This window comes from Gloeotrichia echinulata CP02 (assembly GCA_038087035.1).
GTDB classification, from domain to species: Bacteria; Cyanobacteriota; Cyanobacteriia; order Cyanobacteriales; family Nostocaceae; genus Gloeotrichia; species Gloeotrichia echinulata.
Genome location: CP051187.1, coordinates 2,348,045 through 2,374,520 on the forward strand (window position 1 = coordinate 2,348,045; position 26,476 = coordinate 2,374,520).

At 41.1% G+C, this 26,476-nt stretch carries 22 protein-coding genes and 1 pseudogene; 14 read left to right on the plus strand and 9 right to left on the minus strand.

The annotated features are described in order from the left end of the window. Positions 1 to 156: 156 nt before the first annotated feature. The 4 genes from minC (at position 157) to minE (ending at position 3,638) form a co-directional block, all read left to right on the plus strand. The gene (gene minC, locus HEQ19_10245; GenBank protein WYL99840.1) at positions 157 to 1,233 is read left to right on the plus strand and encodes a septum site-determining protein MinC; all 1,077 of its coding nucleotides are present in this window, start codon (positions 157 to 159) and stop codon (positions 1,231 to 1,233) included. Positions 1,234 to 1,297: 64 nt separating this feature from the next. Further along, positions 1,298 to 2,503 (plus strand): transposase, encoded by a 1,206-nt coding sequence (locus tag HEQ19_10250; GenBank protein ID WZI67166.1) that lies wholly within the window; start codon positions 1,298 to 1,300, stop codon positions 2,501 to 2,503. Beyond that, positions 2,500 to 3,306 (plus strand): septum site-determining protein MinD, encoded by an 807-nt coding sequence (gene minD, locus HEQ19_10255; GenBank protein ID WYL99841.1) that lies wholly within the window; start codon positions 2,500 to 2,502, stop codon positions 3,304 to 3,306. Before HEQ19_10250 ends, minD begins: the two co-directional genes overlap by 4 nt. Positions 3,307 to 3,338: 32 nt before the next feature. After that, positions 3,339 to 3,638: a cell division topological specificity factor MinE gene (minE, locus tag HEQ19_10260; protein ID WYL99842.1), complete on the plus strand. Its 300-nt coding sequence runs from the start codon at positions 3,339 to 3,341 to the stop codon at positions 3,636 to 3,638. A gap of 262 nt (positions 3,639 to 3,900) precedes the next feature. Here minE and HEQ19_10265 read toward each other — a convergent pair whose 3' ends face one another. Further along, complete coding sequence (locus HEQ19_10265) at positions 3,901 to 5,238, minus strand: hypothetical protein (protein WYL99843.1); 1,338 nt, start codon at positions 5,236 to 5,238, stop codon at positions 3,901 to 3,903. Between the two features lie 1,332 nt (positions 5,239 to 6,570). On the opposite strand from HEQ19_10265, the gene fmt reads away from it, so the two are divergent. After that, positions 6,571 to 7,575, plus strand: coding sequence for a methionyl-tRNA formyltransferase (fmt, locus tag HEQ19_10270; protein ID WYL99844.1), 1,005 nt, complete (start codon positions 6,571 to 6,573; stop codon positions 7,573 to 7,575). A gap of 564 nt (positions 7,576 to 8,139) precedes the next feature. Here the strand turns inward: fmt and HEQ19_10280 are convergent. Further along, positions 8,140 to 8,526 carry a DUF6464 family protein gene (locus HEQ19_10280; protein ID WYL99846.1) on the minus strand — a complete coding sequence of 129 codons (387 nt, stop codon included), beginning with the start codon at positions 8,524 to 8,526 and terminating at the stop codon, positions 8,140 to 8,142. A 415-nt stretch (positions 8,527 to 8,941) separates the two neighbouring features. On the opposite strand from HEQ19_10280, the gene psaC reads away from it, so the two are divergent. After that, on the plus strand, positions 8,942 to 9,187 hold the full coding sequence (gene psaC / locus HEQ19_10285; protein WYL99847.1) for a photosystem I iron-sulfur center protein PsaC: 246 nt from the start codon (positions 8,942 to 8,944) through the stop codon (positions 9,185 to 9,187). A 145-nt stretch (positions 9,188 to 9,332) separates the two neighbouring features. On the opposite strand, the gene HEQ19_10290 is transcribed toward psaC, so the two are convergent. Further along, positions 9,333 to 10,703 carry a transposase gene (locus HEQ19_10290; protein WYL99848.1) on the minus strand — a complete coding sequence of 457 codons (1,371 nt, stop codon included), beginning with the start codon at positions 10,701 to 10,703 and terminating at the stop codon, positions 9,333 to 9,335. Between the two features lie 20 nt (positions 10,704 to 10,723). On the opposite strand from HEQ19_10290, the pseudogene HEQ19_10295 reads away from it, so the two are divergent. The 8 genes and pseudogenes from HEQ19_10295 (at position 10,724) to HEQ19_10320 (ending at position 21,582) form a co-directional block, all read left to right on the plus strand. Continuing rightward, positions 10,724 to 11,824: pseudogene (locus HEQ19_10295) on the plus strand (IS630 family transposase). Positions 11,825 to 12,526: 702 nt separating this feature from the next. Beyond that, on the plus strand, positions 12,527 to 13,267 hold the full coding sequence (locus HEQ19_10300; protein ID WYL99849.1) for a 2-phosphosulfolactate phosphatase family protein: 741 nt from the start codon (positions 12,527 to 12,529) through the stop codon (positions 13,265 to 13,267). A 58-nt stretch (positions 13,268 to 13,325) separates the two neighbouring features. Next, on the plus strand, positions 13,326 to 13,451 hold the full coding sequence (locus tag HEQ19_30845) for a hypothetical protein (protein WZI67167.1): 126 nt from the start codon (positions 13,326 to 13,328) through the stop codon (positions 13,449 to 13,451). A gap of 1,410 nt (positions 13,452 to 14,861) precedes the next feature. Then, positions 14,862 to 15,464 (plus strand): helix-turn-helix domain-containing protein, encoded by a 603-nt coding sequence (locus HEQ19_10305; protein WYL99850.1) that lies wholly within the window; start codon positions 14,862 to 14,864, stop codon positions 15,462 to 15,464. Further along, complete coding sequence (locus tag HEQ19_30850; protein WZI67168.1) at positions 15,461 to 15,586, plus strand: hypothetical protein; 126 nt, start codon at positions 15,461 to 15,463, stop codon at positions 15,584 to 15,586. The genes HEQ19_10305 and HEQ19_30850 overlap by 4 nt, the downstream gene beginning before the upstream one ends. A gap of 71 nt (positions 15,587 to 15,657) precedes the next feature. After that, positions 15,658 to 18,714 carry a peptidase domain-containing ABC transporter gene (locus tag HEQ19_10310; GenBank protein ID WYL99851.1) on the plus strand — a complete coding sequence of 1,019 codons (3,057 nt, stop codon included), beginning with the start codon at positions 15,658 to 15,660 and terminating at the stop codon, positions 18,712 to 18,714. Positions 18,715 to 18,797: 83 nt separating this feature from the next. Then, on the plus strand, positions 18,798 to 20,348 hold the full coding sequence (locus HEQ19_10315; protein WYL99852.1) for an HlyD family efflux transporter periplasmic adaptor subunit: 1,551 nt from the start codon (positions 18,798 to 18,800) through the stop codon (positions 20,346 to 20,348). Between the two features lie 439 nt (positions 20,349 to 20,787). Next, a complete protein-coding gene (locus HEQ19_10320; protein ID WYL99853.1) occupies positions 20,788 to 21,582 on the plus strand; it encodes a peptidylprolyl isomerase in 795 nt (264 codons plus the stop codon). Between the two features lie 178 nt (positions 21,583 to 21,760). On the opposite strand, the gene HEQ19_10325 is transcribed toward HEQ19_10320, so the two are convergent. From HEQ19_10325 to HEQ19_10350, 6 genes are all read right to left on the minus strand, one after another. Further along, entirely contained in the window at positions 21,761 to 22,051 is a 291-nt protein-coding gene (locus tag HEQ19_10325; protein ID WYL99854.2) for a HetP family heterocyst commitment protein, read from the minus strand. Between the two features lie 72 nt (positions 22,052 to 22,123). After that, positions 22,124 to 23,227 (minus strand): T3SS effector HopA1 family protein, encoded by a 1,104-nt coding sequence (locus tag HEQ19_10330; GenBank protein ID WYL99855.1) that lies wholly within the window; start codon positions 23,225 to 23,227, stop codon positions 22,124 to 22,126. Between the two features lie 81 nt (positions 23,228 to 23,308). After that, positions 23,309 to 24,487 carry an aminoglycoside phosphotransferase family protein gene (locus HEQ19_10335; protein ID WYL99856.1) on the minus strand — a complete coding sequence of 393 codons (1,179 nt, stop codon included), beginning with the start codon at positions 24,485 to 24,487 and terminating at the stop codon, positions 23,309 to 23,311. Between the two features lie 91 nt (positions 24,488 to 24,578). Then, the gene (locus HEQ19_10340; protein ID WYL99857.1) at positions 24,579 to 24,812 is read right to left on the minus strand and encodes a hypothetical protein; all 234 of its coding nucleotides are present in this window, start codon (positions 24,810 to 24,812) and stop codon (positions 24,579 to 24,581) included. Positions 24,813 to 25,158: 346 nt separating this feature from the next. Further along, positions 25,159 to 25,389, minus strand: coding sequence for a hypothetical protein (locus tag HEQ19_10345; GenBank protein ID WYL99858.1), 231 nt, complete (start codon positions 25,387 to 25,389; stop codon positions 25,159 to 25,161). A gap of 476 nt (positions 25,390 to 25,865) precedes the next feature. After that, entirely contained in the window at positions 25,866 to 26,162 is a 297-nt protein-coding gene (locus HEQ19_10350) for a hypothetical protein (GenBank protein WYL99859.1), read from the minus strand. Between the last annotated feature and the right edge of the window lie 314 nt (positions 26,163 to 26,476).

Consider the following 26,476-nt stretch of genomic DNA (forward strand, 5'->3'; position numbering starts at 1 on the left):
GCGTAGCCTGTGCTGAGTAATGTTAGCATAGCGAGGCGTAGCTCTTGCCTTTTGCAGCACTCAGCACTTTCTTTGATTAGGTTTTTACGGCTAAAAGCAACTAATCTATTATAGGTAATTACTACAAGTGTTCCTTGGATTTTGGCTGGTGCTGCTATGACTTCTGATTCTGCTTTCCCCGATTTAGAGTCAAATTCTGCACTTTCTGATGCAGAGTCAATATCTAACCTTTCTGAAGTAAAGGTCAATTCTCCCGTTGCTGATCTAGAATCAGATTCTGCTGTTTTACCAGCAGAGTCAAATTCTATTGTGCCGGAAACGGAGGTAAATTCTGTCCTCCAATATTTACATGCCAATCCTGCACCTGCGGAGGTCGTGTCAAATCCTGCACCTGCGAATGTCAGGTCAAATCCTGGTATTGGGGAAATAGATGCAATTTTTTCCCTTTCTGATTTATATTCTCTGGAAACACCAATACCAGAAAATAGCCTAAATCACCCTTTCCAAGTCCAGTTGAAAACTGAGGAGGGACGACTATTATTAATTTTACCTACTGAATCTCAAGTACCTGCCTCAGACCTCACCTGGTCTCAAATCTGGCAACAAATGAGACAACGGCTCAATGGTGGCGATCGCTTCCGTACACCGAATACAATGGTGCATCTGATAGCACAAGATCGCTTGTTGGATAGTAGACAACTGCAAGAACTCTCTGAGACTTTAAGCGAAATTCAACTCCAACTCAAATCTGTAGCCACGAGTCGTCGTCAAACAGCGATCGCTGCGGTAACATCAGGCTATTCTGTAGAACAACTACAGCCAGAAACTTCCCTAAGTTCTGAGTCCAAAGCCACCCCAAAAGCCCCAGCCGACGCCCTCTATCTGGAAATGACTGTCCGTTCTGGAGTAGAAATTCGTCATCCTGGAAGTGTAATTATTTTGGGAGATTTAAATCCAGGTGGTATCGTAGTTGCAGATGGAGATATTTTAGTGTGGGGTCGTCTACGTGGTGTTGCCCATGCCGGTGCCAGGGGCAATCGCGATTGTCTCATCATGGCCCTGCAAATGGAACCAACCCAATTGCGGATCGCAGATGCTGTCGCTAGGGCACCTGAAAAATCGCCAATGCAATTTTCGCCAGAAGTGGCGCATATTATGCCAGAAGGCATTCGCATTGCCAGAGCGATTGATTTTTCCCGCAGTCAATTAAATCGGATCAATCAAGATATATGAATATTTACCAAAGAAATGGGTTTAAAGCCTCGCCCTTCTAGGGCGACTTTGATATAATATTGTCATGAAAACACTAAAGTTTAAGCTGTACGAACACAAAAGGAATAGACACCTGAAACGGATGATCAACGCCGCAGGGGTGATCTATAACCATTGTATTTCTCTACATAAACGGTACTATCGCATGTGGGGCAAACACTTAAACTGTGCAAAACTCCAGTCTCATATTGCCAAATTAAGAAAACGTCATCAATTTTGGCAATCAATAGGTTATAAAGCAGTGCAAGATATCTGTCAACGCATAGAGAAAGCCTACCAATTATTTTTTAAACATAATAAGAAAGGAGTCAGACCACCGAATTTTAAAAAGGTTAAAAAATACAAATCATTCACGCTTAAACAAGCAGGTTATAAACTTTTAAGTGGGAATAGAATTAAAATTGCCAATCGAGTTTATCAATTTTGGAAATCTAGAGAAGTAGAGGGCAAAATCAAAACATTAACCATTAAACGCACTGCACTAGGTGAGTTATTTATGGTGATTGTAGTTGATAATGAGTTAGAACCAGAAATTAAATCAACGACTGGTAAAATAGCGGGGTTTGATTTCGGATTGAAGACATTTCTAACTTGCTCTGATGGAACTTTAATTGATTCTCCACAATTTCTCAAGCAATCTCTGAATGCTATTAAGAAAGCTAGTAAAAACCACTCCAAAAAGGTAAAACGGTCAAATAATCGTGAAAGAGCTAGAAAAAATTTAGTTCGTCAACATGAAAATGTTTGTAACCGCCGACGTGATTGGTTCTGGAAATTAGCTCATGAATTGACAGACAAGTTTGATGTTTTATGTTTTGAAACCCTAAACCTCAAAGGTATGCAACGTCTTTGGGGTAGAAAAATATCAGACGTGGCTTTTGGAGAATTTCTCCAAATATTGTCATGGGTAACTAAAAAGAAAAACAAACAACTTGTTTATATAGATCAATGGTATCCATCTAGTAAAACTTGTTCTCATTGTGGGCATATTTTAGAAAATCTAGATTTATCCATAAGACAGTGGCGTTGTCCGTCTTGTCAATCAATTAATGGACGTGATGAAAACGCCGCGAGAAATATTCAAATGGTTGGGGCATCAACCATTGGGTTAGGTGATGTTAGACTGGCAAGAGCCAGCAATTGCTATTTGACTCCAGAATCCCCGCCCTTAAAGGGCGGGGAGTATGTCAATATAATTCCTGAACCCTCATCGAGCGCGTTTCTATCATGACTCGCATTATTGTGATTACCTCCGGTAAGGGAGGGGTGGGTAAAACCACAGTTTCGGCAAATCTGGGCATGGCTATAGCCAAAATTGGGCGTCAAGTTGCTTTAGTTGATGCGGATTTTGGTCTGAGAAATTTAGACCTGCTGCTAGGGCTAGAAAACCGCATTGTTTATACTGCAGTAGAAGTCCTAGCTAGAGAATGTCGCTTAGAACAAGCTTTAGTCAAAGATAAGCGCCAAACCAATCTGGTACTCCTACCAGCAGCCCAAAATCGCACCAAAGAATCTGTCACCCCCGACCAGATGAAGTTATTGGTGAATGCACTCGCCCAAAAATATCAGTATGTGATTATTGATAGTCCAGCGGGAATTGAAATGGGGTTTAAAAATGCGATCGCCCCAGCCAAAGAAGCTTTAATTGTCACCACTCCCGAAATTTCCGCCGTTCGGGATGCTGACCGTGTAGTCGGGTTACTAGAAGCACAAGGCATTAAGCGAATTCATCTAATAATTAACCGGATTAGACCCGCAATGGTACGGGCAAATGATATGATGTCTGTGCAGGATGTCCAAGAACTTCTTGCCATCCCTCTAATTGGGGTCATCCCTGACGATGAGCGTGTGATTGTCTCTACCAATCGCGGCGAACCTTTAGTACTATCAGAAAATCCCTCTTTAGCTGCCACAGCCTTTGAGAACATTGCTCGTAGATTGGAAGGGGAGACTGTCGAATTTCTTGAGCTTGACTCACCCAATGACAACATTTTCGCCCGTCTGAGAAAGTTGTTGTGGACTAAGATTGTTTAACTCATTTTTCCGTCTCCACAGACCTATTTGCAATGATTCTCGAAATTCTAGAACGACTTTTTTTTCGCTCACCTGACAACAGTCGTACTCAAGTTAAACGTAGGTTACAACTTGTGATTGCCCACGACCGCGCCGACTTAGACCCTCAAACTCTAGACAAAATGCGGCAAGAAATCCTGGAAATCGTCTGCCGTTATGTGGAAATTGATACCGATGGTTTAGAATTTTCTCTAGAAAGCAACCAACGCACCACCGCTTTAATTGCCAATTTACCCATCCGTCGGGTAAAGGAAAATCCACTAGAATTGGAAAGTAGTGAACAATCAACATAATTTTACAGTGTCCAATTCTCTTTTTCAATGTTAATTTTTATGAATTTTATCTTCTCCCCCCATTGCTAAGGCATACTGGGTATGTTTTGGGTTTTTTGGGCAAAACCTACCCAATCTGGGGAAATGAGGTAAGGGCGCAAGGCCTTGCGCCCCTAGCAAGACTTTCGAGCAAAGCATAATTAATTTCCCCAGATGTCTAATGACAAATAAAAAAATAACCCGTTGTCATCCGACAACGGGACTTAATCAAATGTGATGAACACTATCGCGAAGCGACTTGTGGATCTGCCCAAAGTTCTGTAACCTTGTCACCAAAAGTAATCGGTTGATCAGCATCTGTGGTTGTGGTGACAGTCTTACCATCACTAGCAACTTTCACCAAAGGCCAATTTTCGTCGCCTAATTCCCCAGCACGGAACAACACATGATCTGGTTGACTCTTACTCCAACCCAACAAAATGGCAATTTTTTCATGCTCATCTTCCTGTTGAAGTGGAGTTACAGTGTTGGTATTATTCTTTTGGCGATCCCAAATCACTGCATAATCTGTAGCATCAGCGGTGTTGAATATGGCTTGGAATTTGCGTGCTAAGAAGCGATCGCCTTTCTCGGACCAGCTAACTGGAACTAATACACCAATTGTCCCGCTGTTCTGGCTTTGTTCTGGCGAGGATAACTGGGTCTTTAATAGGGGATCACTAGCCGTAGAAGTTGTAGCCATCACCCGCAAAATCTTGTTTTGTCTATCCTCTATAAACAAAACGCTGGTGACACGGCTATTATACAATTCCGGTCTGACTTCGAGTTTCACCCTGCTATAAACCACATACTTCCCATCGGGAGAAACCACAGGCGCACTACGATAGTAGCGCACTCCCGAACCACCTTGAGAACCAATAGCCTCCTGAGTAGCTGTGATCCATTTCCAAGGAATTGGATGAGGACTACCTATGGGATCGGTTTGTTCTGCTTGTTCTGTTAATGGTTGTTCCGAAACCGGTACTTCCGGATTGGGGTTTGGTTGTGATTGTATCAAATTTGGTGTAATTTGAGTTGCTGCCAATGATTCGACATCAGCACCCTGATTTGGCAAATAATTATTAGCATCTCTCAATGATTGAACTCGAGCAGCTTTTAATTTTTGCACCAAAATAAGTTGACTCAAAGGCTGGTCTGTAGATGGTGCGAGTTCCACTGCTGCTAAGGGATCAGTAAAAGGCAAATTGCTCTTTGATAGAGAATGAGCTGTAAAGAAGTGGACTTCTCCTCCCACAGACTCCATTTTCTGTACTGATGATAATCCCTGCTTTTCCCCAACGACCGCCGTGACAGGTGGAACAGAGTCAACTTTTGCTGTCAAGGAGTTGATTTGAGCTGCTTTGACTGCTTCAGCTAAATCAAGTTCTCTAACAGCAGCGATTTTTTTTGACTCAGAGTCAGATTCTCTGGTATTATCCGTATTATTACTGATTTGTGATTGGTTCGCTGAAGTAGAGTGAGCCGAGGTTGCCACTAAAGGAGCGATGAGAATCACAAGGACAACATATTTCAAGAATGGTTGTACGCGGAACCATCCTGACAGCAAAAGAGGTTTAAGCATGTGTTGACTCTCTAGAGGGGCGGTTGCTATGTGAGGAGCAATGCCTATACAGCAAAGGGGGCAGGGGTATGATTATATGTATAACAAGAAACTAAAAGCTTTAACGAGATAATTTCTTCAAAGTTAGCAGATTTTTACAAAACTTTAGTATCATTGTTTACACCTTGCTGCGAGAAAACCCTACGACTAACAAATTAGCTGCTATCATCAAGGCGATGCAGATGAATTGAGAAATTACGCGATACAACAGACTGCTACCGCATTTAAAACTCAACCAGACCAAAATAGAGGTTAGGTCAAAAAGTATTAAATTAGTACTCAGGCTATTAATACCGACTTATACGTAAGCTGTTACCAGGACTGTTAGCGAGAGCTAACCTATAGGAGTCTCACCACTATATAAGCTGCTACAACAGCGCGAATCTCAATTACGGGAGAAATGAGGCGTTACTGGAAAACATGACAAAGCTGACGGAAAACATATACTAAGCGATCACAACTAGTGGCATCTACCCCCAAACAGAAATTAAAATTTGTTCTGCAAGAATTTCCAGAACGCAACGCTATCTTCTAGATGTAAATACACCGAAAACCGAATTCTAGGGAACAAATAGCAAGGACATTGAACAGGTAGAAGCACAGTGGCTTGTCGCCAGACATTGCCAAAAAACTACGCTTGCTAGCAGTACTACCAGTTGTTAGTAGCTTATCTGCTGGCTAACTTACTATAAGTCTATCAAGGAACCTTGGGTTTCACCAATACCAAAACACTTTAGCACCAAAAAACCAATTTATTGAAAAATTGTTGAGAAAAATACATAAGTAACCCCCTACACTAGGACACACTAAAATGGGCATGGGGCATGGGGCATGGGGCATGGGGCATGGGGCAGCTATATTCTACATCAATAAATTGGTCGAACTTTGACATACCTCCTCGTCCTAAAGGAGCGAGGATTCCTTGACACTTCGCTGGTTTGCGCCACAAGTGGTCTTACCATCCCTCCATGTCCGTTTAAAGTCTCCCAATGCCCTATGGCGACTATAACCTGAATTTTATCATAAAGCCGTCCTAGAAGGACGGGGCTTGAATCCCATTTTTTTGGTCAAAGCGGGTAAAGCTGGGAATTGCGTCGCCCAAGCCCCTGAAACGACTCCAAAAAACCTGATTTAACCGTGCGATGAGTGGTTTTACCATAAGGGTAGGATTAGTTGATCTCCAAGTGATTTAGACTATGGCGCTTGGTCTGATGTTCCGTTATAGTGACCCCAGTCCAAGGGTTTTTGGCTTTGGTGCTGACTCTAAAATGTTGATATTAACTATTAATTGACATGAAAATTGTATTTTTTGGTACTCCACAGTTTGCTGTCCCCACTTTGGAAAAATTGCTCCATCACCCTGATTTTGAAGTATTGGCTGTAATAACACAACCAGATAAACGCCGAGAACGGGGGAATAAACTTACACCAACACCTGTAAAAACCCTAGCCACCTCTGCCAATCTACCAGTTTGGCAACCGTCACGCCTGAAAAAACATCCTGAAACCTTAACACAACTCAAACAATTAGCAGCAGATGTGTTTGTCGTCATCGCCTATGGACAAATTTTGTCCCAAAAAATCTTAGATATGCCGAAGTTGGGCTGCATTAATGTGCATGGTTCAATTTTACCCCAATATCGGGGCGCAGCTCCCATTCAATGGTGTCTGCATAATGGCGAACAGGAAACGGGGATCACGACAATGTTAATGGATGCAGGTATGGATACCGGCGCAATGCTGCTCAAAGCAACTACACCGATTGCATTACTCGATAATGCTCAAGATTTAGCCACGAGGTTAGCTGTTATGGGTGCAGATTTATTAGTCGAAACCTTGGTCAAGCTAGAACGCCAAGAACTTGAACCCATTCCCCAAAATAACTTGGAGGCGACTTATGCACCATTGATTAAAAAAGAGGACTATGACCTAGATTGGTCAAACAGCGCCATTCAATTACATAATCAAATTAGAGGCTTTTACCCCAACTGTATTACCACCTTTCGCAACCAACCCCTAAAAATCACCGCTACCGCTCCCCTTGGTTCTGATTATAGCCAAGAACTACCAATAAAATTACAAGAAATAACACATAAATTACCACAATTGTCAACTATATCTGGTAGTCCTGGAGAAGTGGTAAGCATTGCCAAGGGAATTGGTCCAATTGTTCAAACTGGCGACGGCTTATTGGTGTTGCGAGAAGTGCAACCAGCAGGTAAACGTCCCCAATCGGGATGGGATTTTGTCAATGGAACTCGTTTAACTGTAGGAGAAGTGTTTGACATCGGTCCCTAGGGGATTGGGGATTGGGAGTAGTGACAAATGACAAATGACAAATGACAAATCACAAATGACAAATGACAAATGACAAATGACAAATCCTAACTCTTGAGTGGTGAAGTACTCCGGCAATATCCGCTGAAGCAGGAGCTTCAAAAGAAACAACCATCATCGTTTCGCGTCTCGTTCGCCGTTGCTCTGTTGGGCGTACTCATTACTGAGGAAGCGGAACCAAATCCGGTCTAAGTCTTACACAGCGTCTCTGGTATTTCTACCTTTATCTTCTCAAGAAAGAACCCGCGCAGCTATCCGCCTTCTATCGACAGTTTAATTACTTTTCGTCTTACTCGCCTTGGATTTACGACAATGGTCAACCAGCTAGGTTTTCAGCTTAAGCGATCTCTGCCGAGTACATACTTTATACCCCAAGGGTGGCCTCTTAGTCATTCGGGTGGGTCAACAACCACCAATATTGTCTCACAAACATTGACGATTCCTCAACCATCCCGATCTCTAATCAACCAGGCGGTTGATGTCGGCTCAAGATGTTTTCGTCATCGTCCACTGTCCATCCCCACCTTACTTCGTTGAAGGTGGGGACTTCCGTGATTCCGTTAAGTTTTCATAAAGATGGCAAGAATTACAAGGGCCATTGGGGTTGACTGCACAACGGATGATTTCTGAATGGGCATTGTATCTACAACTAGCATCGCCGATTACCCAACGTCCAGCTACCAATGTTTTTTCAGATGGTCTTTGAGCTGACTGCACGTAAAGGGCTATATTATGCAAACGGTAGCGCCCGGCTTTTAGTTGATATCTATGGCGGCGCTCTAAAACCACATAGGTTTTTCCTGCAAAATCGAGATAATTTCCCGGTTGGGGTGTCCAATCAAGTTGCGCTTTACCAAGGCTTTGACGCGGATGGGTTAAAATCACCTCGGTGGGTAAAGAGTCTGGCTCCATAAGGTTATGTGATTTGATTTACATTATTAAGCATGGTATCGCAATCACTTGCTTTAGTTTACAGGATTTAGGTTACAATTATTGTTTGACCAGATTTTATGACACCTGACAATGGGAGGCTAGTATTGTTGGTTCTGGCGATGTTTGGGAGTAACTAAAAATTTATCTGTTAAAAATCTTTACAATTGCGACCTAGAGCTAGATAGTCTGGTGTGAGAAGCCCCACGGTGATATTGTTGATTGATAGGGGAATCAGGCTATAGGGGAGCGATCGCCAAGGCAAACTTTTTTGAGCGTCTATTACATTGTTTAAAGTTATGTAGCCTTTTGATTACGCGACCTCAGCCACTGCGGTAAACTATGCCTTGATTATAATTCCTTAGCAGAGAAGAACACTCGAAAGGAGCCTTTTTCAATGTCTCATACCGTAAAAATCTACGATACCTGCATTGGCTGCACTCAATGCGTCCGCGCTTGCCCAACTGACGTACTGGAGATGGTACCTTGGGATGGCTGTAAAGCTGCTCAAATCGCCTCTTCTCCCCGCACAGAAGACTGCGTAGGATGCAAACGCTGTGAAACTGCTTGTCCTACAGACTTTTTGAGCATCCGGGTTTACTTGGGCGCTGAAACAACTCGCAGCTTGGGTCTAGCTTACTAAGGAATTCATGTGACTCACGATTAAGTGTCTCATTAGCAAGCACCTTTAGTATGGTAGGGTGGGCATTTGCCACCCTACAGTATCGACATTTTAGTGTAAAAGCACAAAATCCATGAACTACCCCGCCCTACTTCACTTCGTGACGCTACGCGAACGTTGAGGGCGGGGTTTCTACATCCCCACCCGTAGAGCAAGATTTTTGACGTTTCTTTTGACCTAGTTGCTTTAGACTTCCAGTCTGCTTTCGCTTTTTGGTATCTGAAGTAGAGCCAGAATCATCTACGTCTTTGAGGTTAGTTCCTAGCCCCTGTAGATTCTTTGAATGCCAAAGTAACATCACTTCTGCTGATGCTATATCCCTTTGTTGGGTGTATCCACAATTCCGGCAAATATGTTCTCGCTGGTCTAAAGTTTTCTTTTCTTGATGCCCACATTTAGGGCAAGTTTGGGATGGTTTTACCTGACGTGTAGGCACTTCTACAAATAACCCACCAACATCTGATAATTTTGCTTTTAGAGCATCTTTTATCATTCCCATTCCCACATCAGGAATTGATTTATTTAGACCAGTTTTTTGTTTTTTACGTTTGCCCTTTTTGGCTTTGGCACTCATTTTTTTGACCTCTAGTTTCTCGGACACTACCGTGCTATTACCGCTGATTATCCGTGTAGTTTCCTGGTGAACGAAATTCTGGCGTTGATTAGCAACTTTTCTCGAAAGCTTGCTAATCAACTTTTGTGTTTTCTTCCACCTTCTAGAAGCCTTGACCCTTCTCTGCGAGACGCTACGCGAACGACTGCGCTCAGGGTCAACAGTGAGCGAAGCCGAACTGTTGATCTTCTTTTTGAAATTAGGCGAGCGTTTGCGACGCTTTTTTTTGCTTAATTGTTTATTTTTTTGCTCTGCTTTACGAAAAAACCTAGGGGCAGGAACTAAACCATTTTCTTGTCCATTTGTCCAAGCAATTGCATCGTTACAACCCAGGTCAATAGCAATAATGCCGTCATCAGTCTTGCGACTGTTTTTTAAGATTGTTTCTTCAATGTCTAAAACTATGGAAGCGTACCATTTTCCATTCCGATAAAGGATGTCTAAAGCTTTAGGGTGCCCCCAAACTCTAGCTTTCCCTCTCATCTGAATTTGACCAATTTTTGCTAATTCCAAATAACCATTGTCACCAGTGCTATGGGCTTTCCATCCAGTAAATGATGGGTAAGTCCAACCTGAATAATGACGAATTGATTTGAATTTAGGGTATCCTCCAAGCCCATTGAAAAATCTTTGAAAAGCGAAGTCAACACGTTTTAATGTTGCTTGTAATGTTTGAGAATTACAAACTTTATATTCATACCAGACTTCCTTGAAATCAGGCAAACAATTCTGCTGCTCAAAGTAAGAAACAGATTTGCCGAACCTTTTATATGAAGTAATTCTGTTTGATACTGCGGCATTATATAAGTAAGTCGGCGTGAAAAAACCAAAGTATGTAAAGATAAGTAAATACGGAAAATGCATCTACCGAGGTAATGTAAGATATGGGCGCTCGTTTAAGGGTGTTTCTGACTCGTGAGCAAGACGGAACCCTATTAAACCTTAGAACTGCGGACGTACCACAGAAAGTTAAAGACCGAGCAGAGGTAATCAGGTTAAACGCACATGGTTGGCATGTCGAGAAAATAGCGGCTCACTTTAACTGGAGTCCACAAACAGTAAGGGATGTTTTACACAAATGGCAAAAACTTGGTCTAGAAGGGCTTTGGGATAAATCGGGTCGAGGGGGCAAAACCAAATACACCGAAGAAGACATAGTATTTTTGGAAGAATGCCTCAAAACAGAACCACGCACATACAACAGTCTTCAACTAGCGCAAAAACTTTATTGCGATAAGCCTTCGGCATAGCTTCTCTACGAGACGCTTCGCGAACGCTTACCGCCAAATAAAACTGAGTCCCGACAGATTAAGACGGGTACTCAAAAAAAGGGGATCATTTGGAAACGAGCAAGGAAAAGTCACAAAGGTAAACAGGACTCGAAAGTCAAAGAAATAAAGCAAGCTGACCTAGAGATGTTGGAATTGGCGGCAGCCACTGGAGAAATAGACCTGAAGTATTTGGATGAATCAGGGTTTTGTCTATGGAGTGAGCCAAGTTATACCTATTACCAACGAGGTGAGCAAAAACGCTTAGAGCAAACACAGCGACGTGGTCGTAGATTAAGTATCATCGGATTTCTTCAACCTTTAATTAGTTTTGTTTACGGTTTGGTTATTGGCGGTGTTGACAGAAAATCTTATATCCAGATGATGGAGCAAGAAGCGAAAGAAACCGAAACTGTTAGGCGCATCCGAGTAATAGTACAAGATAACGGTCCAATACATAGATGCAAGGAAGTTCAAGAGTTATGGTCAAAGTGGGAAAGCCAGGGTTTATACATTTTCTTTTTACCTAAATATTGCTCTGAGATGAACCCAATTGAATTGGAGTGGCAGCATTTAAAAAAAGATGAACTAGCGGGACAAATGTTTGATGATGAATTGGAGCTTGCCTATGCCGTAATTAATGGGGTTGAAGTTAGAGCAGAAAAAGGAAACTACAGTACACAACGTACTAAATTTAACTCTAGGAATACAGCTTAATATCTCGTTACATAGTTGTCAATTTTCCCGCCGACCTACTTAGAGTCTGTTCATTCTCTGCCCCTGTTATTTTTTAGCTTTCCCGACAGAAGCCCCACGCTCACTCGAATGAGCGTGGGATGAATGGCGCGTGAGTGACGAATTGACCAACGAGCGAAATTGAGCATAGCGAAATCAGCAATGTTGGTCGGTGAGGAATGAACACTTTCTTGTTTTTTTTCTAAATACTTGTTATAATTTTAACCAGTAGGTGTAATCCAATTAAATGCTGAAAAGCAGCCTATTAAAATAAAAGCTAATTGTTTGGCTTAACCAAAGAACCGTGGGTAGCACAGTCAAAAAGCTCAGTCAATGTCTTCATAGAAGAGTCGCACAGAAGCCCACACTCACCTGAAAGGGAGTGTGTGGAGTACGTCACTAAAAACAAATTCTGGATGTATGACGAGTCCCCAGGATTTTCTGATACAATTATTTGGTCTTGAGCATAAATGCCATAAGCGAAAACCAAGCTAATAGGTATATGTCGCAAGAAGAAGATTTGGGTCCTGGGAATCAGGACTCGTGCCCTTGGAGGGAATGTCAGACCAAGAGAACTGCGGAGTTATCTTGGCTGTTCCCGATGAATTGGGAAGCTCAGTCCGTCTTACGGCGGAGTAGTTCACAATGTAATTTCGGCAGCATTAGATCAGGCGTATCTAACACGTGAAGCTATTTGTTTACCACACCCCGGAATTGACTCCAACAGATCAAGCCCCAGAATGTGCGATCGCAGTCGATGTTCTGCGAGCCACTAGCACAATGGCAACTGTCTTGGCTGCTGGCGGCGAAGCTGTACAAGTCTTTAGCGATTTAGAAAAACTCATCCTAGTTAGTGAACAATGGCCCCCTGAAAAACGGCTACGAGCTGGAGAACGGGGCGGCGCGAAAGTAGCTGGCTTTGAGTTGGGTAACTCTCCCCTCGACTGCACACCAGAAGTTGTCCAGGGGCGTCGCTTATTCATCAGTACCACCAATGGTACTCGTGCCTTACAAAGGGTACAATCCGCCCCAATTGTCTTAGCTGCAGCTTTAATTAACCGGGCTGCGGTGGTGCGATTTCTCCTAGAAAAGCAACCAGAGACGGTCTGGATTGTCGGTTCAGGTTGGGAAGGCAGTTTTTCTCTGGAGGATACAGTTTGTGCAGGTGCGATCGCCCATAGTCTTGTGCAACACTCTCAGTTGTCACAACATGAATTAGCTGGTAATGATGAAGTAATTAGCGCGATCGCTCTTTACTCTCAGTGGGAAGATAACTTGTTGGGGCTTTTACACCAAGCTAGCCACGGCCAACGGTTGTTACGCATGGAATGTGATGAAGATCTAAAATATTGTTCTCAAACCGATATTTTAGATGTTTTGCCTACACAGCAAGAACTAGGAGTTTTGAAAATTCCACAACATTAACGATACGCGAAAGTCCCTACCCTCAGCTTACTCCTAGGGTGGGGATGAATAGCGATTCATGCTAATAAATATAATTCTCATACTAAAGATAGATCCCAAAATTATAGATATAGCAGGGGACTGGGGACACAACGACCGCTCAGTGCATCGCTGGGGACTGGGTTACAAGTCTGATTGTGTCTAGGTTTTATCATCAGTTAATGTCCTAAGCACTTTGGCGGTTGCTATATAATAGAATACTATTAAGTAATATATGATTTTCCTCCTATGGATAGATGATTAATTAATATTAATTCTGAAAAAATATGATTTTTTATTGAAGTTGGCATGTTAATCATCAAATTAAACATGGTTTGATTCTGGTGGATAATAAAATTTAACTTTCAGTGTTTACATAACACAAAAGTTAAGCTTTAATCCATTATTTTGGTTTGATAAAAAATTGTATAGATTTGATTGGATAATTATAAACTTTTAATAAAGATTTAAATTTTTTCAGAAAAAACCTTGACTAAATGCAGGAAATTATTTAAATAAATAATAGTGGATAAAGACTTAAAGTGAGAAACTGTCACTTTTTCATTGAAGGTCTTTAACAGATACAGCGATCCTAAATAGGTTGTGAAAAATATTAGTGGTGGGTGTTGACTGTTAACTGTTGACAGTCAACGGTCAACCTTCAACTTTAAATATCTGGGGTTTGACCTATGAACCAGTATTGTAGGATGTAATAACATACTCAACAAAAGAGTTGCCATTAGACTCCAAACCGCTTTCCTGGAATCATTAAGCCAGATAACTGGCAAAATTCGATACAAGTGTTGACCAAACTTCAGGAAAGTCTGTCTAATTTAGGACTTACGCAACTGTCATATTTTTTCGTGGAAGTTGTCAAGAGCGGAGCCGGAGACGCTCCCCCTCCGGTCAAGAGTCAAGAGTCTAAAAACCCGGACCATTGACCCTTGACCCTTGACTCTTGTCTCCGACACGCTGCGCGATGACAAACATGACAGAACATATTATGTGCCACTTGCGTAAGTCCTGCAATTATTACTCGCTGGTTTTAGGTATTTTGCCAGACATTGCTGTTTAGCAACCGAAATAACAGCAAGATTGGGAATATGATTTTTTGTAAGCTCGGTTGAGGAACGTAGACGCGCAAGCAAGCTATGCATAGTGTCTCACTAGGAGAAAGGGAACCCAAGCTATAGTTAGTATTTCCAACCCTGATTAATGGTGAGATGTACTAAGCGAAACGCAGTGGAGGGTATTTAATCAAGATTTTCGTAAACATACAACATACAAAAATTGCATGATTTACTGACAATTTTTTAATTTCTCCTCTGCGAATGGCGAAGCCCATGAAGGCGAGATGAGCGATTAAAAGTTGAGGAAATGCGGGAATAATCCCCCTAGAGGCTCAAAACACTAAGGGGGTAATACCCAGCATTAGTTGCACATCATGTAAATACTTAATTAGTTTGATTAAACTAATTAATTTTGCATCTGTTAAACCTTAAGTACAAATTTTTGATAGCAGATGCAATAGACACACTTGCCCACATTTTACAATTGACGGCAACTGGTAATAATTATGTCACACTATTCTAGTCAAGACAAGAAATTTGAAAGCTACGATACACAAACAAGCAAGTTTTTAACGCCTTTTCAACGCAAGGCTTTGCTGAAACATCTGCAAGCTAATTTACAGCCAGAATATCGGCGGCGAATTGAAATTATGCTGCTGGCGGATTTGGGTAAATCTCAAACCCAAATCTGTGAAATATTAGGTTGTTCTCAGGAAATGGCGCGGTACTGGATTGGTGTAGCAGAAGCCGGATTGGCACACAAATGGAATCAGCGACCAATCGGTAGACCAAAGACTGTTAATCATGAATATATTGAACGCCTGAAAGAATTAGTAAAACATAGTCCGCGTGAGTATGGCTATGCATTTAGCTCCTGGACAGCGCAATGGTTAAGCAAACATCTAGCAACTGAATTTAGCATTGAGATTAGCGATCGCCATATTAACCGCTTGCTGAAACAAATGGGACTTTCCACCAAGCGCAAAAACTCCGAACAAGTAGAAATTGACCACACTCAAGATGCTGGTATTAGGATTAGTGACTTGCAATCTAATTTTGAACCTAATTTCGATTTGTCATTAGACCTATTGTCCAAGTTAACTTTATGAAAATTGGTCATTGGTCATTGGTCATTGGTCATTGGTCATTGGTCATTGGTCATTGGTCATTGGTCATTGGTCATTGGTCATTGGTCATTGGTCATTGGTCATTGGTCATTGGTCATTGGTAAGGGTTTGGGGAATATTTTGGGAAAGTATTTAGTTCTGTGCGATGAAACTGATATGTGTTGGAGGTGACAAAATGCCATCAGCGTTTCAGGCGCAACAGTTAGCGCAACAACTCACCCAAACATTAGGTGAGTCCCTATCAGAGAAAGAACTGGAAACCTGCGTTAAAGCGGTGGAAATCGTCGAACCTGCAGTAGCAAAACAGTTCTGGGAAGCAACAGCAGCGGCGGCGGGAATTTATATTATCCTAGTAGGCAAAGTCAGATTACTGGATAGCTCTCTTAACTTAATCACCACGCTTTCAGCGGGAGGCTCATTTGGTGAATTAACACTATTTCCAGAAGAAAACTTTAGTCCTTACATGGCGAGAGCTTCTGTGAATTTAAAGTTGTGCTATCTTCCCTCAGAAGTCTTGCAAGAAGTGATGAGCAAATATCCCAATATCAGTAACCGCCTCAAAGCAAGGGCAGAAACTTGGGATTTGTTGGTGTTATGTTGTCAGAATTCCCTACTTCCTGATAATGGATCTGTAGAAGAGATACTCAAAGCCTTATCTTTATTTGATCGCCATCATCTAGAGAGTGGTTCCGTCAGTCCTAAGCTATCCAAAGATACCAAGCTGTGGTTATTGCGTCAGGGAGAATTGCTGCATTCTGATGGGCAAATATTGACACCGGGCAATATCTATGATTTGACAAAGGCAGGAAATTGGCAAGCAACGCAACCAACAATAATTTACAGACTGAAAAACGTTGATTGGGAAAGTGCGCTAATATATTGGCCAAAATTAGCAGAATTGATTGATTTTCAAGAGCGCCAAGCTACCTTCGAGAGTGGAAACAGAGCTACTCAATCACCAATCGCCAAGGTCATTCCATTTCCCCAGTCTACTGTAGAAGCAAAACCAAAATCCCAGCGACGGCGGGCGTATTTTCCCAGTCCGAAGGTGACTGTGGGTCATTGGTGGGGAAGGATTAGTAAGCGCTATCCGTGGTTTGAACAACAGAGCGCGGCTGACTGTGGTGCAGCTTGCTTAGTGATGATTAGTCGCTATTGGGGTAAGCGTCTAAGTGTGAATCGGCTACGGGAACTCGCCAACGTTAATCGTAGCGGCGCATCATTGAGGGGTTTAACCGCCGCTGCAGAAAGCATCGGCTTTGCTAGCCGTCCGGTGAAAGCTAGCCTAGATAAATTAGCACAACAACCCCTACCGGCGATCGCACATTGGGAAGGAAAGCACTACATCGTTGTCTATGAAATCACCAAAAAACACGTGATTGTTGGTGATCCCGCCATCGGTCAACGCACCCTCACCCTGAGAGAATTCAAAGATAGTTGGACTGGTTATGCGTTGTTATTACAACCTACAGCCCTGCTGAAAGAAATCGAGATAAAAAGTACGCCATTTTGGCAGTTTTTTGAGTTAGTTAAACCTCACGCCCGCGTGTTAATAGAAGTATTCATTGCTTCAGTATTAATTCAGGTATTTGGATTAATTACACCCCTATTTACCCAACTACTATTAGACAGAGTAATTGTCCAAGGTAGCACCCTGACTTTAAACACCGTTGGTTTCGGTTTGGTAATTTTTAGTTTATTCCGCGTCGCCATTAATGGACTACGGCAATATTTATTAGATCATACAGCAAACCGTATCGGTATAGCGCTGATGGTAGGTTTTATCAAACATACATTCCGCTTACCCTTAGCCTACTTTGAGTCGCGTTACGTCGGCGATATTGTCTCACGGGTGCAAGAAAATCAAAAAATTCAGCGTTTTTTAACCGGCGAAGCACTATCAATTACCTTGGATTTATTGACAGTGTTTATCTATGTAAGCCTGATGTTTTGGTACAGTTCGGCAATGGCATGGCTGAGTTTAGCAATTATACCGCCATTTTTCCTACTAGCTATCTTCGCCACCCCTTTTCTGCGCCGCATCAGTCGGGAAGTTTTTAGCGCCTTAGCCAACGAGAATAGTTATCTAATTCAATCTCTCACAGGGATTCGCTCAATTCGCTCAATGGCGATTGAACAGACAGTACGTTGGCATTGGGAAGAACTGTTAAATGATTTGACTAAAAAAACATTTAAAGGTGAGGTAATTGGGAACCAACTGCAAATGTTTAGTTCCACTATCGAATCACTAATAACCACAGGATTACTGTGGTTTGGTGCATGGCAGGTGATTCAAAATCAACTAACAATTGGACAATTAGTTGCCTTTAATATGTTACTAGGAAACATCATTCGCCCTTTTCAAAGGCTGGTGGTGTTGTGGAATCAATTACAAGAGGTGATCATTTCTACAGAGCGGATTAATGATGTATTAGAAGCTGAACCAGAAGAAGATTTACAACATCAACCCCGGCAGATTTTACCAAAACTGCGTGGTGGAATTCGCTTTGAAAATGTCACATTTCGCTATCATCCAGAGAGTGATATTAACGTTCTCGAAAACATCAGTTTTGAAATTAAGCCAGAGCAGATAGTAGCCGTTGTAGGGCGCAGCGGTTCTGGGAAAACCACCCTCTCCAAGCTGATTTTAGGATTATATCCACCGACAGATGGAAAAATTTTAATTGACTCCCAAGATGTGACTAGTGTTTCCCTGCGATCGCTCCGTTCTCAAATTGGAGTAGTCGATCAAGATACGTTTTTATTCGGCGGTACAGTGCGCGAAAACATCAGCATTGCTCACCCAGAAGCCACCCTAGAAGAGATTGTAGAGGCGGCACATTTAGCAGGAGCCGATGAATTTATTAAACAACTACCAATGGGCTACGAAACCCAAATTGGTGAAGGTGGTGGGATGTTGTCTGGTGGACAACGCCAACGCCTAGCGATCGCCCGTGCATTGCTAGGTAATCCCCGCCTCTTGATTTTTGATGAAGCCACCAGTCACCTAGACACTGAATCTGAGCGGATTATTCAACACAACCTCAAAACAATTTTGCAAGGGCGTACAAGTGTGATCATTGCTCATCGCCTTTCCACTGTACGCCATGCTGACCTGATTTTAGTTTTAGATCACGCGTTATTAGTAGAAAGCGGTACTCACGATGAATTAATTGCTAAAAAAGGTCATTATTTTTATCTCAACCAACAACAAATGACTCAAGTAGGTTGAGAATTTTTTGATTGAGGAATGAGGAGTTAATTCATAGCTCATAACTCATAACTCATAACTCATAACTCATAACTCAAAATTCCATGCCCAACTTATCTCAGCATTCATCATCAGTTATCATCAAACCACAAAAGAATGAACCTCCCCTAGTTGAGGACTCTACCGCTGTTGTAAATCATAAAATCAAGGTAGCAGCAACCGAAACTAATGATTGGTATTATGGCACCGAGGAACTGTTAGACGCCTTACCAAAGGCTTGGACACGCTCAATGCTGTATGTACTCCTCACTTTCGCTGCTATTAGTTTACCTTGGGCGATGCTGACCAAGGTCGATGAAACAGGAAGCGCCAGAGGGCGTATAGAACCCAAAGGATCAACACAAAAATTAGATAGTCCAGTTAGCGGTAGTGTCACTAGTGTCAATATCAAAGAAGGAGGGATAGTAAAAGCCGGCCAGGTTTTAGTTGAATTAGAGTCTAATGTGCTGCGAACAGATTTGCAACAAACACAAGCAAAACTGGAAGGGTTAGTCAATCGACGCAGCCAATTGGAATTACTCAAAAACCAATTGCTGCTAGCGATTAATATTCAACAACAACAAAACAAATCTCAAGAAATGGAAAAAATAGCCCAAGTTAATCAAGCGCAGCAAAACTTGGATGCTAAACAGAGTACGTATAACTTACAAAAATTAGAAAAACTGGCTCTAGTTGAGCAAGCAAGACAAAACATTACCTCTACCGAGACTGAGCAAATATTAGTTAACAGTCGTTTCAACAGAGATTTAGTAGAAGTCACACGCTATCGTGAACTTTTGCAGATGGGTGCAATTCCTCAAATCAAAGTTGTGGAATTGGAAAAGACGGCCGAAGAAAGCCAACGGATGCAGCAACAAGCGAAATCAGCCATCACACAAGCCCAGCTGCGCTTCAAAGAAGAATTGAATCGCTATCAGGGGATTATGACTCAAAGTAAAGCAGATATTGAACAAGCAAAATTGCACTTCCTAGAACAACAAAGCAGCTATCAAAGCGTAGTGCAAGCAGGTAAACTGGCGGTGCTAAAAAATCAGGAACAACTCAAAGACCTGCAAACACAAATCACCAGCTTGCAATCGGAAATTGCTCAAACTAAAAGCCAGATATTATCCTTAAATATCCAGTTACAGCAACGAGTAATGCGATCACCAATTGATGGAACAATTTTTGAATTACCTATCGAAAAGCCAGGATCTGTAGTCCAACAGGGACAGATGATTGCCCAAATTGCTCCCCACAATACTTCCGTAATTCTCAAAGCATACATGCCAAGCGAACAAAGTGGTTTTTTGAAAATAGGAATGCCGGTTAAAATCAAGTTTGATGCTTATTCATACCAAGATTATGGCGTACTACCGGGCCGTGTTACCTGGATTTCCCCTAACTCAAAAATTCAGGATACTAACCAAGGTAAAATCGAAACTTTTGAGTTGGAAATTTCCTTGGATCAGCCTTATATCCAAACTGGAAACAAACATATTACCTTAACACCTGGTCAAACAGCAACAGCCGAGGTAATTATTCGCCAGCGTCGAGTGGTTGACTTTATTTTAGATCCGTTTAAGAAATTGCAAAAAGGCGGTCTTGACCTTTAGCAATAAGTAGTCTCTTTGATTTTTAAAATACATGTAGGTAGAGCTATGCTTTAGAAATCCAGGTTTTGTAATGTATAGCCCTACCTACACATAAGCTGTTATGCATTTAAATTGTATATTTCGCGCTAAGGTGCGTAGGTTGGGTTTACCGTGGAGAAACCCAACATTATTCGGGATTTGTTGGATTGAGGAACGAAACCCAACCTACAATTTTCCTTAACTGAAGCGTATTGTTCTATATATGACACTTGTATAAGTCCTAAAGATAAAACTTGAATATTTATATTTTATTGATAATGCTCAACTTGTAAATTATTAAAACTGCCATTAGATAGAGACGATATATATCGAATGAGTTAAATATTAAGGTACGCTAATTCCATCTAAACAATCCCAAGTATTAAACTGAACTTTTGTTGATAATCGGAGGATTTATGTCATGCCACAACTTTTACATGTTACCCTGAAAGACATTCTTGAATACATCAAACTATCTTGTCAAATCCCTAGCATATTGGAAGCGATAACCAGTAGAAAAATCATTAGTGATGCAGCTAAAAAAGCAGGGATTAAAATTGAAACAGAAGAACTTCAACAGGCTGCAGATAATTTGCGTCTAAACCACCAACTCATCAAAGCGGAAGATACCTGGACATGGTTAGAGAAACATCATATTTCTCTAGATGACTTGGAAGAAATAGCCGCAAGCAATCTACTAGCTGCCAAGTTGGCAAATCATTTATTTGCAGATAAAGTTGAACCGTTCTTTTTTGCTCATCAACTAGATTATACTGGAGCAGTAACCTATGAAGTCATTTTGGATGATGAAGATTTAGCTTTAGAACTGTTTTATGCCTTAAAAGAAGGTGAAATTAGTTTCCAAGAAATTGCCCGCCAACACATCCAAAATCCAGAAATTCGCCGTAGTGGAGGCTATCAAGGAATCCGCCGTCGTACAGATTTTAGACCGGAGATTGCAGCAGCGGTATTTGCTGCTACTCCACCTCAAATTCTCAAGCCCATAGTTACACCAAAAGGAGTACATATAATTATGGTTGAGGAAATCATAAAACCAGAACTAGATAACCAGATACGCCTCACAATTATAGGAGATTTTTTCACGGATTGGTTAAAGCAACAAGTTGCAGATGTAGAAACAGTAGCGCAGCTTGATCTGGATGTAAATTCTCCAGCTTCGCCTGCAATACTAACTGCAACTGAAGTCACTAGTTAACCATTTATTCCTGTTACAGCACCTTCCTGTAAATAGACCAGGACTCTGGGGCGCAAAGCCTTGCGCCCCTACAAATTTGAATACAAAACTTTAGTTTGCTCTATGCTGACCGCCCTGTAAATAGACCAGGACTCTAGGGCGCAAAGCCTTGCGCCCCTACAAATTTGAATACAAAACTTTAGTTTGCTCTATGCTGACCGCTACCAACATTTATCCATGTTGATTGAATATGCACAAGTTCTAAATTGTTCTGCCTACTTTTATTCTGGTGTGATTTACCCAATAAGTAGTTGTTTTTGAGTAATCGAATGTACGTTCGATAAGGTATATAATCTATTGGATTATAGCAAGCATAATTGAGAAATAAAACACAAGCCCATGAATACTTGCCACTGAGAATAGCTTTGATAATCTGCTCTATTTGTTCAGATGCAGTGGCGTCATATAAATCTTTATTTGATTCGGACATTTTTTGACTCATAAAATTGATTGCTTCTATGGCTTTTATGCAAAATAGTCTAGAGTGAATTGTGATTTTTGGTCAGTAATTTAATGGGGTATAGATATCCTTGGAGTTATTGTTGAGATAAGGACATTGTAACTGTATTTTCTGTAAAGAAAAATGGTGTAAAATTGATGTCATCCGTCCTATTGGTGTATCATTTCCATGCTGCCAAGCATCGAGTAAAGCATTGGCAATAATGTGGCATCTGTTCATACCAAAACTTTCTTGATCGCTAAATTTATGGTTTGGTTCTTCCGCGCAAGCCAACCCCGGTGCAAGTAATTTTGTAAACAAAGGTACTTGTTCATAAAAATGAGATTGGTTTTGTATATACACCCTTTCTAATACTGGACTGACAGCTTCATAGTTGCTTTTATTAAAGTACAATACCGCTGAGTCGTAACGCCCATAATCTGAAGGGTTGTATAGAGCTTTAAATGTGAAAGAAATAGGTATCGCGTTGAGTTGCGTAGTTAAGCTATTCATAACTGCAACAGCACCATCTGGAGTTAAATTGAAGTAAACGCGCACTAAATCCTGATGATTGTTGGCAGTACCGGCATTACCCACAGCGAGATAAAATCCATTTTGTACCAGATTTTTGGGCATTTTGATCGATACTGAATTACCAACACTCACAACTTGGTCTTGTGGTTGTAGATGGATATCGCGTTCAATGTGCAGTGTCAAACCACCCTTATGTACTGCCAAACTGCCATCTGTTTCTTCTTTTACCACACGCCAATCTGGGCTTAAGTAACCTCCACTAGTGTTGTTTTCATGTAAGCGTTCGTAAAAGTCTATATTCACGCCCAAGAAGGTATTATTTTCAAGATTTTGGTTCAATCTTAGATTTGTTCCCTCCCCATCGAGGGCAAGGATATTTTTCAAGGAGCCGTTATAATATATACCGTACAGAAAAGTAGATAGTTGCAGTTTCAACAACTTATCTTGCAGATCCGAGGGTAATTGCTCAAAGCGAGAGACTGCTGACTCTGGTAATTCTAAGGCTTTGTAGTCTGGGTGTCTAATAGAATGCTGGGACTGAATCACAAGCCGATTAATGATGTCTTGCAGAGATGTCTGCAATGAATCGGGAAGATCTGACAGTTGAGTTGGTAGAGAATTTAATAGTTGCATAAGTGTTTGTCTGCTGGGGAGAGGGGAGGGAGAGAGAAGCAATATCCTCCTCATCGGAGCCTAGATTTAGTGCTATTGGTTCTAAACGGGAGATAAACTGATAGGGGTGATATCTGAAGCTTGCATACCACAAACCGTGGAAATGGATGCTTGCGGACTGCACAATAAACTCTTGGCAACTTGGAGCATACAGATATTAGAATTACCAAAGGCTTTTTCGTGCTGGAGTGTTGCTTGAATAGCTCTAATTAAAGATAAACCGCAAAATTGTACAACTCGCTCCAAAAAATCAGGGCGCCGTTCTAAAATTTCGGGGAAATGAGCTAAATAAGCAGTAAACAGCGCCGCAATTGAAGGTTGGAGTAATTGTAGGGGAGTGGTAGCAAGGCGTAAAGACTCTTCTATCGCTATTGTTTTACCGCTAATCATGCTATACAACCAGATTTGTAAGTAGCTGGAAATTAGGGTTCCTAAATCATTAGCTGGATCTCCCCAAGCACTACGTTCCCAGTCAATGAATCGAATGATGCTGTTTCTATCATTCGATTCATTCTTAACCGCTTCTTCCCAATTAAGGGAGAGGAGAATATTGTTTAGCTTTAGGTCATTATGAGTGAGACAGCAGGGGGTGAAAGCATTACTCAAATCAGCAATGGCTTTTGCTAGACTCTCGTAACGTTGATAGAGTGCAAAGAATTTCAGTCCATTAGCAGGAACAGTACCAAAAACTTCTGGAGTAATTCTGTCCAAATCACGAATCAGCTTCGGAGTTTTTTGACTAGATCCACCCTCAGCATTTTGCAAGAATTCCCCATACTTTGGATTGTCAAAAGTTAGGCGATGAATTGATGCTAAAGTAGTTCCAATTGCTGTTGCTATTTCAGTATGAAAAAAATTCTCATTCATGTAAAATTCTGCTAAATCGCGATAATCATTGAGATAATTAAAAACAATGATGGAATTTTCAGCATCAAAATGCATCGCCTCCGAAAAAATCGGTCGAATGTGGTTTATTGCTGTGAATTTCTGCAAAAACTCGTGAATTTGCCATTCTTTGACAAACTCACCCGCAGTTTTGCCTTTTTGGTGGCGACGCTCTTGCTTAATCAGGAGTTTTCGCCCCTCTGGGAAGCTGACTAACAAGTTAAAATTTTTGGCAGGTTTTAGTTCAATATTGATCAATGACTCCTCTTGTTGAGTACACAGACCAGAGGAAATTAGGTATTCAAAAACATTTTGATGGCTTAATAGCAATGGCATAATTTATTAAGGTAAGGAATTTTCCAATAAAAACAATCTTGCTTTATTTTTAACTGTTGACCGTCAACAGTCAACAGTAAACAATCAAACGTCAACGGTTATAAAAACTGCGATTGTTCGTGACAAATAACTTGGCTAGCGATGAAATAGTATCGATTGCAAACGCTAAGAAAACGAACTCAAGAGTTTTGAGGCTAAAACTAAGAAGCTGATAAAATTGATAGCCTTCACCACCATACACATACATAGAATCGATATCGGTCAGGTCATTGATGAATCTTTCTGAATCAGCAATACGCAGTTCAGAAATTGTAATTTTTGCCATGTACTTGATTTCCAAACCCATTATTAAAAACTTGGTACATTTCAGCCAAATTAAGCATGACATTACTTAATTTGGCTGACTCTCTTATTTTTTGGATGATAAAGAAACCTCCGTTTTATCAATTCACAATTCATAATTCGCCATTAATTTTGAATTAATGGTTGCAATTCCTAACATTCGGTAATGTCTCAGGCTTAAGTCTACACAACGTAGATTTTATTCCACGCAGCGTTTAAATTTACCTTTGAATTGTTTTGAATCTTGAATTTTCAACGTATAGGTTGCTTTTACATTTAATTCCAAGAGAGCTATCTAGTGCAGTAGGAAACTACAAATTATCAACGACTTAATGCCAGTGATCACTAACACCGTGGTCGCTGAATGACTTAGCAAGGGATACAATGTTATTGATTGCAAAGCCTATCAAACCAAATTCCAAGAGTTTTTGAAATCCGGAGCCTTCACCACCATGAACTGATATGGAATCCATATCGTTCAAGTCATTGAGGAAGCTTTCAGAGTCTTGGAACAGTTCAGCACCACTTTGACGCAGTTCGGTAAGAGTAATAGTAGCCATGATTTTCTCCTAAAGCACTTGTTTACAGTGACTATTATTGGGGTGCAATTAAGCTGTGAATTGCTTAACTGTTAATCCTATTTTTATTTACAAACTTTTCCAAAGTCAATGTTTTTCAATTAGTTAAAAAGACATAAATATATGTATTTTGTCTTTTTTGATTTTTCATATAATTTACTTATATTATCTATCTAAAGAATCATATTAACTGATATGAATATCGAGCAATACGGTTCAGTTAGAGCCAAAAACTCTAAGCTGCGTAGGTTAGCTTGAGGAACTTAGACCCATAGGGGCTTGGCGGAGGCTAACCCAAAATTTACGGGGGTTTGTTGGGTTTACCCACGGGTAGCAACATCCTACAATTAGCGTATTGCAATATTGCAAGTTATTGCAAAAAAGCGTACATTTTGAAGATTTTAAATCCTCAAAATGTACGCCTTTATTCAATAATTTACCTGCCCTATAAAGTTGATTTAAACATCAAGATTATCTTGCCAAGCCGCCATTTTCTTATCTATTTGCTCCAACCATTTATCGATAGTTTTATCGAATTTCTGGTAAAATTCTGCGGCAACATCCTTGTATTTTGTGTTTTTTTGTCTGTAACCTCCTACTATAGTATTCATTTCCCTAGGAGTTGGTTCATCAAGAAGACTTTTGTCAGGAATATGATACAGGTCAGAGATAGTTATCTTAACCATTTTGTTGCCCCCTTCAAGATATTGATTGTCAGTAAAACAGCTTTGGATATAATTAGGCGCAAAATCCAAAATCCTGATCTTATATTTTGTGATTTCACCTGTAAAGTCAAGTTTTGCAAGTTAATTTTATAGACACAAGTAAAGGATTTTTGTCTGGAAAGATGATGATTTACTCTCGGGTGTCATATCATCTCCGGCTGAACACACGTGGTTCGGGTAGGGGCGCAAGGCCTTGCGCCCCTACAGATCATGGTTGCGCCCCTACAAATCATGGTTGCGACCCTACAAATCATGGTTGCGCCCCTACAGATCATCCAACGACGCCAAAAAAAAGAGATTTTCCTGTGCGGTGAAGGGTTATATCATGTATTGTGGGAGCGCTA

Excerpts from the sequence above, each read along its gene's own strand:
- minC (WYL99840.1), top strand. The coding sequence starts at position 157 with ATGACTTCTGATTCTGCTTTCCCCGATTTAGAGTCAAATTCTGCACTT.
- HEQ19_10250 (WZI67166.1), top strand. The coding sequence starts at position 1,298 with ATGAAAACACTAAAGTTTAAGCTGTACGAACACAAAAGGAATAGACAC.
- minD (WYL99841.1), top strand. The coding sequence starts at position 2,500 with ATGACTCGCATTATTGTGATTACCTCCGGTAAGGGAGGGGTGGGTAAA.
- minE (WYL99842.1), top strand. The coding sequence starts at position 3,339 with ATGATTCTCGAAATTCTAGAACGACTTTTTTTTCGCTCACCTGACAAC.
- HEQ19_10265 (WYL99843.1), bottom strand. The coding sequence starts at position 5,238 with ATGCTTAAACCTCTTTTGCTGTCAGGATGGTTCCGCGTACAACCATTC.
- fmt (WYL99844.1), top strand. The coding sequence starts at position 6,571 with ATGAAAATTGTATTTTTTGGTACTCCACAGTTTGCTGTCCCCACTTTG.
- HEQ19_10280 (WYL99846.1), bottom strand. The coding sequence starts at position 8,526 with ATGGAGCCAGACTCTTTACCCACCGAGGTGATTTTAACCCATCCGCGT.
- psaC (WYL99847.1), top strand. The coding sequence starts at position 8,942 with ATGTCTCATACCGTAAAAATCTACGATACCTGCATTGGCTGCACTCAA.
- HEQ19_10290 (WYL99848.1), bottom strand. The coding sequence starts at position 10,703 with ATGCATTTTCCGTATTTACTTATCTTTACATACTTTGGTTTTTTCACG.
- HEQ19_30845 (WZI67167.1), top strand. The coding sequence starts at position 13,326 with ATGCTAATAAATATAATTCTCATACTAAAGATAGATCCCAAAATTATA.
- HEQ19_10305 (WYL99850.1), top strand. The coding sequence starts at position 14,862 with ATGTCACACTATTCTAGTCAAGACAAGAAATTTGAAAGCTACGATACA.
- HEQ19_30850 (WZI67168.1), top strand. The coding sequence starts at position 15,461 with ATGAAAATTGGTCATTGGTCATTGGTCATTGGTCATTGGTCATTGGTC.
- HEQ19_10310 (WYL99851.1), top strand. The coding sequence starts at position 15,658 with ATGCCATCAGCGTTTCAGGCGCAACAGTTAGCGCAACAACTCACCCAA.
- HEQ19_10315 (WYL99852.1), top strand. The coding sequence starts at position 18,798 with ATGCCCAACTTATCTCAGCATTCATCATCAGTTATCATCAAACCACAA.
- HEQ19_10320 (WYL99853.1), top strand. The coding sequence starts at position 20,788 with ATGCCACAACTTTTACATGTTACCCTGAAAGACATTCTTGAATACATC.
- HEQ19_10325 (WYL99854.2), bottom strand. The coding sequence starts at position 22,051 with ATGTCCGAATCAAATAAAGATTTATATGACGCCACTGCATCTGAACAA.
- HEQ19_10330 (WYL99855.1), bottom strand. The coding sequence starts at position 23,227 with ATGCAACTATTAAATTCTCTACCAACTCAACTGTCAGATCTTCCCGAT.
- HEQ19_10335 (WYL99856.1), bottom strand. The coding sequence starts at position 24,487 with ATGCCATTGCTATTAAGCCATCAAAATGTTTTTGAATACCTAATTTCC.
- HEQ19_10340 (WYL99857.1), bottom strand. The coding sequence starts at position 24,812 with ATGGCAAAAATTACAATTTCTGAACTGCGTATTGCTGATTCAGAAAGA.
- HEQ19_10345 (WYL99858.1), bottom strand. The coding sequence starts at position 25,389 with ATGGCTACTATTACTCTTACCGAACTGCGTCAAAGTGGTGCTGAACTG.